At 38.0% G+C, this 14,749-nt stretch carries 9 protein-coding genes; 6 read left to right on the top strand and 3 right to left on the bottom strand.

Features of this window, described 5'->3' with window-relative positions; genetic code table 11:
• Window positions 1-177: 177 nt before the first annotated feature.
• Complete coding sequence (gene secA, locus QNH20_RS22885) at window positions 178-2,691, bottom strand: preprotein translocase subunit SecA (protein ID WP_283920234.1); 2,514 nt, start codon at window positions 2,689-2,691, stop codon at window positions 178-180.
• A 536-nt stretch (window positions 2,692-3,227) separates the two neighbouring features.
• Here secA and QNH20_RS22880 point away from each other — a divergent pair.
• The 6 genes from QNH20_RS22880 (at window position 3,228) to QNH20_RS22855 (ending at window position 11,970) form a co-directional block, all read left to right on the top strand.
• A complete protein-coding gene (locus QNH20_RS22880; RefSeq protein ID WP_283920233.1) occupies window positions 3,228-4,622 on the top strand; it encodes a cytochrome c3 family protein in 1,395 nt (464 codons plus the stop codon).
• A gap of 27 nt (window positions 4,623-4,649) precedes the next feature.
• The gene (locus tag QNH20_RS22875) at window positions 4,650-5,810 is read left to right on the top strand and encodes a cytochrome c3 family protein (protein WP_283920232.1); all 1,161 of its coding nucleotides are present in this window, start codon (window positions 4,650-4,652) and stop codon (window positions 5,808-5,810) included.
• Between the two features lie 19 nt (window positions 5,811-5,829).
• On the top strand, window positions 5,830-6,516 hold the full coding sequence (locus tag QNH20_RS22870; protein WP_283920231.1) for a tetratricopeptide repeat protein: 687 nt from the start codon (window positions 5,830-5,832) through the stop codon (window positions 6,514-6,516).
• Between the two features lie 26 nt (window positions 6,517-6,542).
• Window positions 6,543-7,511, top strand: coding sequence for a 6-bladed beta-propeller (locus QNH20_RS22865; protein ID WP_283920230.1), 969 nt, complete (start codon window positions 6,543-6,545; stop codon window positions 7,509-7,511).
• 164 nt (window positions 7,512-7,675) lie between these two features.
• Complete coding sequence (locus QNH20_RS22860) at window positions 7,676-9,457, top strand: cytochrome c3 family protein (protein WP_283920229.1); 1,782 nt, start codon at window positions 7,676-7,678, stop codon at window positions 9,455-9,457.
• A 269-nt stretch (window positions 9,458-9,726) separates the two neighbouring features.
• Complete coding sequence (locus QNH20_RS22855; protein WP_283920228.1) at window positions 9,727-11,970, top strand: cytochrome c3 family protein; 2,244 nt, start codon at window positions 9,727-9,729, stop codon at window positions 11,968-11,970.
• A 90-nt stretch (window positions 11,971-12,060) separates the two neighbouring features.
• On the opposite strand, the gene QNH20_RS22850 is transcribed toward QNH20_RS22855, so the two are convergent.
• Window positions 12,061-12,579 carry a hypothetical protein gene (locus QNH20_RS22850; RefSeq protein ID WP_283920227.1) on the bottom strand — a complete coding sequence of 173 codons (519 nt, stop codon included), beginning with the start codon at window positions 12,577-12,579 and terminating at the stop codon, window positions 12,061-12,063.
• Window positions 12,580-12,803: 224 nt separating this feature from the next.
• Window positions 12,804-14,738 (bottom strand): SEC-C metal-binding domain-containing protein, encoded by a 1,935-nt coding sequence (locus QNH20_RS22845; protein ID WP_283920226.1) that lies wholly within the window; start codon window positions 14,736-14,738, stop codon window positions 12,804-12,806.
• Between the last annotated feature and the right edge of the window lie 11 nt (window positions 14,739-14,749).

Genomic DNA, 14,749 nt, shown 5'->3' with positions numbered 1-14,749 from the left:
ATTAATCCACAAATTTGACGAAGTTTCCCACAAATCACACAAAATCACTCAAAATTCATCTACAATTCCACAATATTTATCCCCATAAAAATAAAAAGAGGGCAAGCGTTTCATTTCGCCAGCCCTCCTATTTTGTTGCCGCTAAAAAGTTTGCGATCTGTACATTTAAAGCTGTATTTATTTCGCAGCCCCACAGCAGTTCTTATATTTCTTGCCGCTGCCGCAGATACATGGGGCGTTACGACCAACATCAATTTGCTTAACTTTTGGTTTTTTCTTAACAGGTTCACCGTCTTCTTTCGGATTCACTGCTTGACCTTTTGCAACCTCTTCACGCTCAAGATTGTTGCGGATCTCAGCCTTCATGATGTACGTAGCCGTTTCATCCTCGATTGATTGAATCATCGCTTCAAACATGGCGAAGCCTTCATGCTGATATTCACGAAGCGGGTCAATTTGTCCGTAAGCACGCAGATGGATTCCTTGGCGGAGCTGATCCATTGCATCGATATGATCAATCCACTTAGAGTCAACTGCCCTTAATGTAACAACCTTTTCAAATTCACGCATTTGCTCAGGGGAGAGAATTTGTTCCTTCTCCTCGTAACGCTCCATCACTTTTGCATAAATGGCGTCGACGATTTCCTCTGGATCTTTACCCTTAAGAGCATCCACAGTAATGTCACCTTCATGAAGAAGAGTGGCATGGACATATTCCACAATCGCTTGGAGATCCCATTCTTCCTCATCCTCATGGCGTGATGCATGGGCATCAATATTCCGCTGAATCGAGTTAAGAATCATTTTTTGAACGATTTCGCGAAGGTTTTCCGATTCTAAGACTTCATCACGCTGGGAATAAATAATCTCACGCTGTTGACGAAGAACGTCGTCATATTGCAACAGCTGTTTACGGGCATCGAAGTTGTTGCCCTCAACGCGTTTTTGTGCAGATTCAACAGCACGAGACACCATCTTACTCTGAATTGGCTGGGTATCATCCATCCCAAGCTTTTGCATCATTGCCTTCATATTATCAGAGCCAAAGCGGCGCATCAATTCATCTTCCATTGATAAATAAAACTGTGTAACACCAGGATCCCCTTGACGACCAGAACGTCCGCGGAGCTGGTTATCGATACGCCTGCTTTCGTGACGTTCGGTACCAATAACCGCCAGTCCACCCAGTTCAACGACACCCTCACCGAGCTTAATGTCTGTACCACGGCCTGCCATGTTGGTCGCAATGGTAACAGCACCCTTATGACCAGCTTCCGCAATGATTTCGGCTTCACGCTCATGGTTTTTCGCGTTCAAGACATTGTGGTGAATTCGTTTTTTAAATAAATAGGTAGAAATCAGCTCAGAAGTTTCAATTGCTACCGTACCAACCAGGACTGGCTGCCCCTTTTGATTGCGCTCAGCAATGTCCTCGACAACCGCACGGAACTTACCATCCATCGAAGCATAAATTAAATCGGGACGGTCATCACGGGCAATTGGTCTGTTTGTCGGAATAACAATAACATTCATATTATAGATGTTACGGAATTCCTCTTCTTCCGTTTTTGCTGTACCTGTCATCCCGGCTAATTTTCCATACATCCGGAAGTAGTTTTGGAACGTGATCGTTGCCATTGTCATACTTTCGTTCTGGACTTCAAGACCTTCTTTTGCCTCAATCGCCTGGTGTAAGCCTTCACTATAGCGACGACCCTTCATCAAACGGCCAGTAAATTGGTCTACGATAACAATTTCGCCTTCCTGTACTACATAATCAACATCGAGGTGCATGCTGACATTTGCTTTTAACGCTTGATTAATATGATGGTTTAAGGTAACATGCGACAAGTCAAAAAGGTTTTCAATTCCAAAAGCTTTTTCAGCTTTGCTGATCCCTTCTTCTGTCAACATTACACCCTTCGTTTTTTCATCATACGTATAATCAGTATCCTTTACCAATACCCGAACAAAGGCGTTTGCTTGAATATAAAGAGCAGCCGATTTTTGCGCTGAGCCAGAAATAATCAGCGGAGTACGTGCTTCGTCGATTAAAATCGAGTCAACCTCGTCAATGACTGCATAAAAGAGTGGCCGTTGAACTTTTTGCTCTTGATAAAGAACCATGTTATCACGCAGGTAATCGAATCCAAATTCGTTATTTGTACCATAAGTAATATCGCAGGCATAGGCAGCTTGCTTTTCATCCTTATCCATGCTGTTCAAATTCAAGCCAACCGTAAGGCCTAAAAATTGATACAGCTCACCCATTTCGGTAGCGTCACGGCTTGCCAAGTATTCGTTGACAGTAACAACATGAACACCTTTACCTGAAAGAGCATTTAAATAAACCGGCATTGTTGCGGTTAATGTTTTACCTTCCCCAGTCTTCATCTCCGAAATGTTTCCTTCATGGAGAGAAATACCCCCCATTAGCTGAACATGGTACGGATATAAGCCAAGCACACGGCGGGCACCTTCACGGACAACCGCAAATGCTTCAACAAGCAGGTCATCCAATGTTTCGCCCTTTTGATAACGGGCCTTAAACTCTTCTGTTTTTTCCCGAAGCTGATCGTCTGTTAACTTTTCTGTTTCAGCAGCAAGGGCATCAATTTTCGTTGCAAGCTTGTCTAACCTTTTCAGCTCGCGTTTGTTCAGATCAAATACTTTATTTAAAATCCCCATCATCTGATGAACGCTCCTTTTTATCGAGACTAAAAAACAATTTTTCAAACATATTCATGTCAAATTCAGTAATTTTCTTTTTCATCTTACCATTTCCTTTATACAGTGACAACAATGTAAGCAAGGGAGCAAAAGTTGTCATTCTAGTATTATAAATCAATAATTTCTAAACTTCTAATAAACCGTTTTAGGATGTTCGATTTTTCGTCAATTTTGACAGACTCATGGCATTTTACTTGTGAAAACATATCAATCGAAGTACATGCTAATAAAAGTGAATATTCATCGCATAAATGATTATATTTTTGAATAAAAATACATTTTCTCTTGTGATTCTACTGTCCGCATAGTACTAACCCAACCCATTAAAAACAACGTTTATATGTTGTTTTTAGGAATAACCAGGACTTTTGTCACTGTGAAAAAATATTCACAAATTGTACATTGGAATATACTTTTTTAATGTTAGATACTAACTTTAGAGAGGTAAATATGAAAGATAAATAGAGAAAGAAACCAAAATGGGAAGGGTGAGTTAAGTGGCCATTTGGGGGAAAAAGAAACATAAAGAGAATGATCCCGAAACGAGAGAAGATAGAAAAAAAGTTGGCCTAATTCGCAGACTTTGGCAAAAGTTTAGAGGTATAGACTGGAAGAATCCAGTTAATAGGTGGAAATTATTATTCATTTCACTTATCGGGTGTATTGTCATTTTTGGAGGAGGATACGGCGTTATTGCGTTTACAAACTCTCCGTCATTCTGTGTCAGTTGTCATGAAATGACACCAGAGTACACTACATATACAGCTAGTGCCCATAACAATATCACATGTGTTCAGTGTCATGTTAAGCCTGGGTTCGTTAATATGGTAACCCACAAAATGAAGTCCATGAAAGAAGTTTACTATCATGTTACCGGCGTGCCGGAGCAAATTGTTCAAACTGAGGGAGAGGCCATTTCAGACGAAAACTGTTTGCAATGTCACTCCAAGAATCGTCTTGTCACTGCATCCGGTGACTTAAAGGTAAATCATAAAGGACATATTGAAGAAGGTGTCCCATGTATCAGCTGTCACGCAGGGGTTGTCCATGCAAAAGTAGCAGGCCGGGGAATTAACACTGAAGAAGTCCGTGGTCATTATACAAAAGAAACTGCTGAAAAAATAATGGAAAAGAAATATTTGGCTCCCAATATGGGAACATGTATTGATTGCCATGATAAAGTGAACAACGGTGAAAAGCCATGGAAAGAAGTGTCTTATCTTGTCCCACCAAATCCAGAGGAAATGGAGAAAAAATTAGATGAAACTAATAAAAAAACCTCTGGTGAAGCTGTAACAGAAGGCGAAAAAACAGAAGCAACGGCTGAAGGAACTAATGCACCTCATGATGAAAAGACACAAGAAATCATATTACAAGCAATTGGTAAACAACAAAAAGATGTTAAGTTATCCATGGAATGTGAAACATGTCACAAAAAAATAAAAGTTCCTAAGAATCACAAGGTTGAGGGATGGAACGGAAATCACGGCAGCACCGCTATTCAAGAACTAGATAAATGCGTCAACTGTCACGAAGATTCTAAATGGATCAGAGAAATACCAAAAGAAGATATCCTTTCGTTACTAAAAATGAAAGAGGCTACAAGCAAAGAACATAAATACGTACCAAATGTCACCGTAGTAAAAGATCAATCACGAATCAACCAATTCTGCAGCGCGTGTCATGGCAACCGACCTGCTGGACACTTAGAAAGCGATCAATGGCTGACAGCCCATGCAGATAAAGCTAAAACAGCTGATCAAAAGTCAGAATGCTTCGTCTGTCATGACCGTGATAAACCAAAAGAAGGTACAACAGATGTAAAAGCACCTACAGATGTATATTGCCAATACTGTCACAGAACAGGTTTTAAATCTGATGTAAATAATTAATAAATCTTACACTGGAGGGACGCTTTAATGGAAGAAGAAAAAGAAACACGATCAGCCCCTCCCCGTTTTAACTATAAGTTAATCAAAATAGCAACTGTAACATTGTTGTTTCTAGCCATTTTCTTCTTTGCAGGCTTCTTTGGGCTAGAAGCAACTTCTAGCTCAAAGTTTTGCTCGTCCTGTCATGAGATGAAGCCAGAGTACTACACGTGGAAGGCTTCCACCCATAGTGAAGTGGATTGTGTTAATTGTCATATTGAACCAGGGGTTAAAAACTTAGCAGAAGCTAAGGCAAATGGGGTAAAAGAGCTTTATAAAAAACAAACAGATACTTATCTGGCACCAATTCAAATGCCTAAAGATATACCTAATTCAGCGTGTGAATCATGTCACAACATGGAAAATCGTGAGGTTACCACTTCAGGGGATCTTATCATCCCGCACGATAAGCATTTGGCCAAAGATATTGAGTGTGTTCAATGTCATAGTGGGGTTGCACATGGAAAAATCGCTGAACGGAAAGTGACCTTTAAATCTGACTATGGAAAATGGGATGATTCACTCGGAAAATCGATGATGAGTGATATTAAGTTTACAAGTCCTAAAATGGAAACGTGTATGGAATGCCATGAGGCAAGACAGGTTACAACTGAGTGTAGCGCTTGCCATACAACAAGCATGTATCCAAAAAGTCATAAAAAAGCGGATTTTAAGGATGAAACACATGGCTCTTTAGCGATTAAAGATTTAAAATCGTGTAATGAATGTCATAAGTATATGTCTAAAAAAGAAATCGATATATTTAATGAAAAACCAGCTTCTATGCAATATCTAAACACCGGAACAGTTAAAGAAGATGAAATAAATGCGAAAGATTATGCAAAGCAAAATACTTATTGTAAAGATTGTCATTCCACACGTCCAGCAAGTCATAAAAAGGGTTTTGGTGTATCTCACGGCGTTCTTGCAAATAAGAATACAGAAACGTGTTTAACTTGTCATGATTATCAAAATACAGGTCGTACAAAAAACATTATCGTAACCTGCAATACTTGTCACCCTAGCAATCATAGTAATAGAGATTGGAGGATTACGCACCCTGTCAATGTTGAAAGGGGCAGAAAGGTAACAGAGTACTGTTATACATGTCATGTGAAAAAGAATTGTACTTCTTGTCATAAAGAATAAGTTAACTAGGAGGATTCGTATGGAAGCTCAAGAACAACATCCCCCAACTGAATCTGAAAAAAAACAAAAGAAAGTAAAGAACGACCGTTTTAAATGGTGGCAATCACTCCTACTATTAATAGGAACTCTAGCCATTTGTTTAACGGCTGGTTACTATATTAGCGACAGGTTTCTATGGGAAAAAAGTGATTCCGCTCAAATAACAGAACAAATTAATTACTATAAAGAAGAAGTAAATCGAAAACCTAATGATCCAGAAATTAGGGTGCAGCTCGGCTATTCATATTTTTTAAAGAAGGATTACAAGGAAGCAATAAAACAATATCAAACTGCAGTAAGCCTAGATAAAAAATATTATGATGCATATTTAAATTTAAGTATTGTTTATGATAAACAAGGTGATCATGACAAAGCACTTCAATATGCACAAAAATCGATTAAAATATCCCCTTTAGACTACAAGGGTCATCTTCTAAAGGGAAAAAGTTATCGAGAACTAAAAATGTATAAGGAAGCAAAAGCAGCTTTAGATGAAGCATATCGATTGAAACCTGGCAATGTTGATACCCTTTTTGAGATCGGAAAGGTTGCTGAAGCTCAAGGAGATAAAAAAGAGGCGGAAGCAATTTATAAAGAGACACTTTCATTTGATCCACTCTTTAAGCCAGCTTTGAAGGCACTCGATAATATTGCATCAAAGAATTGATACAAAAATGAAAGGAGTAGGAGTCCGTGAAAAAGAAAACTGTTTATATATGGATGGGTACAATCGTTGGATTAACCGTTATTCTCTTTACTGCCATTTATTTCCTAAATCTACAGAACAAAGCTAATAAAGTAGCAGACGTGGTAAAAGGTGGACCCCCAACCTTCAGTCACTTTATTCAGGGAGATTTTAAATCTCCATTAGATAAACCTATGGATGTTGCAAAAATCGGTGAGTATGTTTATGTAACCGATACGAATCATAAACAAGTTCAAGTTTTTGATTCGTCTGGTACCCCAATTTTTAAATTTGGAAAAGAGGGAGAAGGACAGGGAGAATTCAAATTCCCTTACGGTATTACGGGTGATAAGAATGGTAATGTTTATGTTGCTGACTTATATACTGGAAAAATATCCATCTTCTCAAAAAAAGGTAAATTTATTAAGTACTTTGAAGTAAAAGACAATAAGGAACAAAAGATAAAAGGTCCTGGTGGTTTGCGAATTTTTAAAGACAAGCTTTATGTTACTGATATTGAACAAGCAAAGGTTATGATCTTTAGTCTTGATGGAACAGAAAAACTTGAAATTACCACAGCAGCGGACAAAGAGGATTTGTTGAACGCTCCTAACGCAGTAACGGTTGATGACGATGGAAACCTCTATGTCGCTGACTCCGGGAACCAACGAGTTGTTGTATATGATAAAAAAGGAAAGTTTAAGCGAATTATTAATGGCACTAAGGATGGGAAAGGAGAAACCATTCTCGTAAACCCTAGAGGTTTGGCTGTTAATGCAAAAGGTACACTCTTCATCGTTGATAATATGACACATTTTGTGTATGGCTTTGATCAAAAGGGGAAAAAAATCTATCAATTTGGTGGCTTAGGCAGCGAAAACGAACAATTCTTCCTCCCAAATGGACTATGGATTGACGAAAAAAGTCAACTTTATATAACAGATACATTTAATCAAAGAGTGGCTGTTTATTACTAAGGTTTACCCTATATCTTAAGGGGGTGTTGCCTATAGATCTAAAGAGACAAATAGTTTAATAAAAACAGAAAAAAGTAGAGAGAAAAAAGAAGAGAAAGAAGTAGAGAGAAAAAAGAAAAAAAGAAGTAGAGAGAAAAAAGAAGCACTAAGGGAGGTTTTGAGAAATGAGTAAGGTTAAATTAAGCTTCTCACTATTTTTTGCTTTATTTTTAGTGGGAATGATGAGCACTGCAGCTTTTGCGAAAGACGCATACGGTGTTAAGGCTGTACCAGTTGGAGATGGAACAGTTAAAGTTGATTTTAATGGTGATACAAGTGATACCGCTAGTGTTACGGTATTTACCATTAACCTTTTAGACGATAAAGACGCTTTAGTAGAAACAAAAGACATTACAATTGATGGCTCTAAAAAAGGTTCCTATACTACACCGATATTAACTACAGGAAAAATTTATACAGTAGAACTTACTCGGCAAGCTGAGCCGACAAAAGTTGTGTCTGGGGCTACTATTGTCATTACAGATGCATCTAATAAACTACTGGATGTCTCAATCGTTAAGCCTGGAACATCCAAAGTTAATGCTAACGAAACAGGCTTTAACGTATTAAAGAAAAACAAATCTGGTCATAAAACACACGGTTCTTACCAAGCAAATACAAACTCCTGTGCTAGCTGTCACCAAACACACACTGCTGAAGGAGATTACTTATTATTTAAAGATGGTACGTATAGTACTTGTGCAGCTTGTCATGATGGCACAATGGGAGCTAAAGGAGTTTTCGGTGCCCCAACAAATGCTGGTACATTCGGCGGTACACATGAGGGTAACATGTCGATTCACTTAGCAGATGGATCTGTAGCAGTTAGTGCTGCACCGGGTGGTAACCGTAATTTAGATGGAGATAATGATAGAGCATGGACAGCTGAATTTACCTGTGCTAGCTGTCATGAGCCCCATGGTTCTCAAGGAAGTAAACTATTAAAGGGTAACCCACTAGGTTTAGGTGGACTTACAAAAGGAACTGCAGCAGGTCAAGACCCTAACGGAAAGAGATTTTTAGGTGTTAAAGTTTATGATGCTGTTCCTGGAGCTAAAGCCGAAGACGTTATTCTTGTGAAATACACAGTAACTGCCACTGATATCGGAGCAGATCTTAAGAAGGCAAAATCTCCTTATGTAAATGCTAACCTAATCGCTGGAGACGTAGTTCTTCAAACATACAGCTGGAACCCTGGTGGAAACTATGGAGCTGGCGCTTACCGTGCGGATTACTCCCTCTTGTTACAAGAAAAGGGATACCCTTATAAATCCAACACAGTCTTTAAAGATGCTACTAACACTGATATTACTAGTCAATTAGATATTAAATGGCTTGATGGTTTTATTACAGATAAAGGAACAAAGAAAATTGCTGACATCGCAAGTGCAGACCTTTCTTTAGGTATTGCAGTAACCATTACACCTGAACATAGATCATTATATGACAATACCTATCCTGGATATGTTAGTGACAGTGGAGTACAAATGAGTAATTTCTGTACATCCTGTCATGCTGACTATTTGTCTGGTACTTATGCTAAAGCTGATACAGGTGTTTACTCAACAGCTCACCGTCACCAAACGAACACAGATATGTTAACATGCTCACGTTGTCACTATGCACACGGTACAGATGCAACTATCATGAAGGATGCAAATGATCAGGGCGTAGCTGATTTGATTAAAGTTGGTGGAAAATTTGATCCTGCCAAATATGGTGGTGATTCAGCAGCCGCTACAGCAGCCGCTACTGAGTACTTGAAGGATCCAAACCCATCTTCAGCATTGAAAAAATATACTGGTATGTCAGTATGTTATGCTTGCCATGGAAGTGGAGCAGCATTTATGAATGATGGTAAATCAGAAAGACTATTAGGTGGTCAACCAGGAACTCCTAGAAATTAATAAGCCAACAAATAGCGCCACTACTTGTTAGCTTAAAATGAAAAATAATTAATAACGATAGTATACAAGGTAGCAATAGTAATATTGTTACCTTGTTTTATATTTTCCTATAAAGACACAATTATGTCAAAAAATCGCTTCATTTTCGCCCCAACTTTTCATCAACCGCATTGCTATAATATAAATATAATCCCTATAAATAAAATATATAATCATAAAAACTACATTATTTTACAGAAAAAGAGTTGATAAATTTGAGGAAATTCACCTTGTTTAATAGATCTTATTGGTATCTTACTTTAACGATTCTCCTACTTATGTCAACGATCCTTCCCTATCCATCAAGTAATGTATTTTCTGCTAGTCAACCTACAATCACGATTGAATCCCCGTCTTCCAATGGGGAGATTAATACAAAAAATATCGTGATCTCAGGATCGTATTCAGCAGATGATTCAAAGACAGATTTACTTTTCACAGCATATGAAAATGGAAATAGTTTTTCAGACTCGATAGCACAAAAAGCAGATTGGACCATTGATGATACCGGTACAACTAAGTCATGGGATTTTTCCACATCATCATTAGCAGAGGGAGCCCATACTATTTCTATAAAAATAAAAAGAATATCTACAAACGAAGAATTAACGGAAGCATTAATAACTTTTACGATTAAAATGACGGGAACCTCTATTTCAATAACAGATCCATCCCCGACATCAGTGCTTGATAGCAAACATGTTGTTATTTCAGGTACCTATACCGCTGATGTCCCAAAAACTGACTTGCTTTTCACAGTAAATGATGGTGAGGAAAAATTATCAGATTCCTCATTAAATAAAGGTGATTGGACTATTGATGAAACTAGTACACCTAAGAAATGGACTTTCTCTACGAACTCATTAGCAGAAGGGGACCATAATTTAACCGTTGAAATTAAAAATTTACAAACAACTGACATATCAAAGGCAACTACTAATTTTTCTTTAGCCTTAATCAGACCATATGTTTCTGAAGCCAAAATAATACTAGCTAATGGTACAGAGAGACAGGGAGAAGATTTAACAAATGTTTCCCTTGATTCAAAAATAAAAATAACTGTTGTTGATGATCAAAAGATGGATCACCTAAAAAGTAAAATAGAAGCGAATAACTACAACCCAATAAAAATACTATTAGGATCAGATACAATACAGGGAACTACGGAAATTAAAGAGCTTGCTGTTCAAAATGGTAAGTATTATTACGATCTAATCTTTACTCCGAATACCGCTGAGCTAAAAATTAACAAGACCTATTTGGTGTATATTGATCCAGAACTTGTGGATGATTTAGAGAATCCTGTTTTTACAAGGCTGTTTAAATTCACCACCATGACAAGTGCCGAGTGGAATGATCCAGACAATCCGATAAGTCATGCATCGTCCAATCCTCATGGGCATTATCAATCAAATACAAATATGTGTGCTGCATGCCACAGTACACATGATCCTAAAAGCCCTTCTCAAATAGGGGTGTCTTATCGAACTATATTTAAAAAAGAGCTAGCAGCTGGGCAGCCTGCTGGTGATCCGTCGGAAAACTATTGTATGGCTTGTCATGATGGAACAATAAATGCGCCAATTATTGATAAAAATGACAGTAAGTACCGTCATAATAATCCCGCTGATTATTCAGTGGAAGGAAAAAATAATTTAAAGCAGCCTGAATCATGTACTAGTTGTCATAATCCACACCTGAATTGGTCTGAAGACAATCCAAACTTGTTAAAGGATCATTATGTTTATACTCATAATGAAATCCATCCAGAAATAGGGTTAGAAACTCCTACAGTAGATAGTCTTGATACTTCTTGTGAGTCATGCCATGAGTACATTGATTTCTCTAAAATTAGTGTAGAAAAAGGAAAACGTGAAACTTTTGCCTATAAAAAATCCTTAACCGCAAGTGGAACAATATCAAATAAATTAACAGATCCTGCCCTTAAGACTATATCAGATTATTCCTTATGCTTTAGGTGCCATAATCTTGAAAAAAGTATGAAAAATACTAACACCGCAGATATAGAATCACATTATCTCAAACAAAATTCAGGACACAATTTTGTATTACTTGCTGATCAACAAACCCAAAGGGACGGTAGCATGTTGAATGGTCCAATGCCATGTGCAGAGTGTCACGAAACACACGGGTCAAATAATTTATATAACTTAAGAGAAATATTAGGGAATAATCCTTCCTTGCCTGCAGCTGATCATTTCAAGACAGTTGGTACAGCATGGAATGAAGAAAATGAACGGAATTTTTGTTTGAATTGCCATACTAAAGGAACAGAGATATATGGGAAAAAGGCAGCAATTGATAAAACAATTTTAGGACACCAGGATAATGAGAGCAGAGCTTGTTCAGAATGTCATAGTGACCAAACAAAGTCATATAAAAACTTTAGAGAAAAGTCGATGAGTGCCGCCCATGCTCCGTTGCCAGGTGTAGACCCACCAACTAACCCATAAGCAAAAGCAAACACGAGAGTTCTTTAGACTCTCGTGTTTGCTTTGAATAATGATCTTTTTTAAAACTTATCGTTTTGATAAGCATTAAAACTACATTTCCTCTAGTGCTTTCTTAATATCGTCAATTTGCTTTAGCTTCTCATCCTCATTATCCAAAAGAGTGCTCCCATACTTCGGCATCATTTCAAAGGATCCCTTTTTTGTGTTGGAAACGGCGAATAAATACATCTGGTTCTTTTTTAGCAATGGAGATTTTTCGTATGTGAGGAGATATAGATTGCCATTCTTTTTATAATATCCACCTTCTTGATTTATCGTAATATCCCCGAGGAGGGAACCTTTAATATTTTGGGTAATTCTCACCAAAAATTGCGTATTTGGTTTTCCTGTGTATTTCTCATTTCCAATTTCTCTAATGACTTCACCGATAAATATATTGTCAACGGCTTTCACTAATTTTTGTTTATCTTGGTAATCATCCTTAAAGTGATATGGTTTATTAACAATAATCGCTGAATCTTTTGAATCTAATAACGTAGAAAAATATTTAATTGAGAGAATTCCTATTCCTAAAAAAGATAAGATAATAATCATAGTCAACTTTTTCATCAAAATTCTTCCTTTCGATTGGAATACTTATCTACAATTATATCTCCAGTGTTTTTGGTAATTTCTTTCTCCATGTGAATCTTTAAGGAACATTTCCAAATGGAATAATGGCAGTCTAATCAAAAATAAAAGCCCCCAATAACTCCGATAGGAGCCATCGAGGGCATATAATTAATTCTATATTACAAGATAAACCATCTGTACTAACCAGATGTCAAAGTGGTCTACTTCCCTTTCAACCACTCCTGCAGTCCGTCTATCTTCCTCCACAAATGTAAATGCATATCCGCATAAACAATTGCTTCGTTTTCATCACCAAATCCATAAAAATCAGGTGGATAGGCGGGTAGCCGTTTTTTCCCGGCTAGGTAGGCAATCACATGCTTATTCTCTTTTTTTGCTGCTTTTAGAAGCATTTCCGCCTTCTTAGTAAAACCCTTTTGATGCAGTTCGAGCAATAACTTGTTAAACAAATGCTGTGCCGAAGCCTCCTCATATTGTTGGAGCAAATTCCCTGCTTTTTTGTATTCACCTGAATCTACATAGGCCACAAATAAAGAGTAACGGACTCCTTGGTTATCCATCGGATTTAACTGGAGAAGTTCTTCATACTGCTTCACAGCTTGGGCTGTTTTTCCTAAAAGGGAGAGTGCCTCTGCATAATGAAGTTTTGCTCGCATAAATGGTCTTGTTTCTAGTAAGCCCCAGAAGTACCCGATGTTTTCTTTGAAGAAGGTCTTACCTAGTTCCCTTTCCCCTGCCTGAATTCCTTTTTCAAAGAGTAAAATCGCTTCTTCAAGGCTGTTTGTTTTTTCAGCAAGGATGACATAGGCATCGACACAATTAGGATTCAGCTTTAATGCTTCTTCTGCAAATTTATAACGCTGCTTCCCATCTGACTGAATGGCATCATATATTAAGTTTCTTGCCCGTTCCTCGTCCCGTCTTGAAATCTTCCGTACTTTTTTCTTATAGGTATGATCCACACTGGTAAGTGTCTGTACATTAGGTTCCAACCCTTCATGCTGCTCTTCCGACATTATACCTCGATTTTTAGGGAATTGGATCACAGGTGCTTTTTCTGTTAGTGGCGTATCAGGAGACTGATTTACACCATATACAATCCCAATTAATTCTGCAATTTCCTCAGCTAATTCCGATTCAAGCTCCGAAACAATTGATGAAATACTGCTGGCGGAAACGCCGTATTCTTTCGCCAGCTCCTTTTGTGTAACTATTTTTTCCATCGGAGCAATCGTTGACAGTAAATAATGAAGGGATGCTACATAAAGATTTGGATTTTGAATCCGTTTCTGCCTTTTCTGGCAAAAATTCAGCCAGAGAATAACGCCTGTGTCTAAAACTGGGGGAGGGAAAAGCAATTCCAGTTTCTTCTTAAATAGATCTGCTACCTCTTTGTAGATCGGGGCGGGCCATTCTATTTCATCCACTTCAAGAAGACCTCCTACCATCGGCAGCTCACTTAAGACTTCCATAAAAAAATCGGTTAAATACTCTTGTGGAGAGTCGTAATCAGCGTCAAGGCTGCTATCTTCGATGTAGGACAAGGCATGTTCTGGTTTGAGATCCGGTAAATCAAACGGTGATGGGAAAAAGACATAATTTTGCTCGTAAGGCAGCAAGATCCCAATAAAGAAAGAGCCCTCCTCTATCGTGATCGGCATATTGGCAACGATGGCCTCTAGTTGTTCCTTTGTGAAGCCATCCTCGATTGTCAGCTTGTTATTTTCAACACTCAGCACATTTCCAGCAAACGTTCTGGCAAATGTCCAAGTTTGTAAAATTTGCCTCAGTTTCGGGCGCTTAATTTTCCCTGCTTCAGCAGTGATAAATTTTTCTATAATGGTTTTTCCGTCATTAAGCCCCTCAAAAAGGGAAAACCAAATGGCATGAATTAACTCATAAAATTCCCGTTCCTGCTCATTTTCGATGTCAATCATCGTTTCAAGAATTTCAAAATCCTCATGTATTTCATGTCCGAAGTGATAGTAAGCAAAATGAAGGAGCTGCTTTTGCAGTTCATCGATTTCATTTTCAATAATCTGGGTGATCGATACAGCTTCACTCACCCCACAGCACTTTTTATATTTTTTCCCACTCCCGCAAGGACAAGGATCATTCCGATTAAATTTCTCCATTTCACTCGACT

The sequence above is a fragment of the Neobacillus sp. WH10 genome (assembly GCF_030123405.1).
Taxonomy (GTDB): domain Bacteria; phylum Bacillota; class Bacilli; order Bacillales; family Cytobacillaceae; genus Neobacillus.
This window is presented reverse-complemented; position numbering and strand designations above follow the sequence as displayed.

Bases quoted from the DNA above. Each gene is read 5' to 3' on its own strand.
- secA (WP_283920234.1), bottom strand. From the start codon at position 2,691: ATGATGGGGATTTTAAATAAAGTATTTGATCTGAACAAACGCGAGCTG.
- QNH20_RS22875 (WP_283920232.1), top strand. From the start codon at position 4,650: ATGGAAGAAGAAAAAGAAACACGATCAGCCCCTCCCCGTTTTAACTAT.
- QNH20_RS22870 (WP_283920231.1), top strand. From the start codon at position 5,830: ATGGAAGCTCAAGAACAACATCCCCCAACTGAATCTGAAAAAAAACAA.
- QNH20_RS22860 (WP_283920229.1), top strand. From the start codon at position 7,676: ATGAGTAAGGTTAAATTAAGCTTCTCACTATTTTTTGCTTTATTTTTA.
- QNH20_RS22850 (WP_283920227.1), bottom strand. From the start codon at position 12,579: ATGAAAAAGTTGACTATGATTATTATCTTATCTTTTTTAGGAATAGGA.
- QNH20_RS22845 (WP_283920226.1), bottom strand. From the start codon at position 14,738: ATGGAGAAATTTAATCGGAATGATCCTTGTCCTTGCGGGAGTGGGAAA.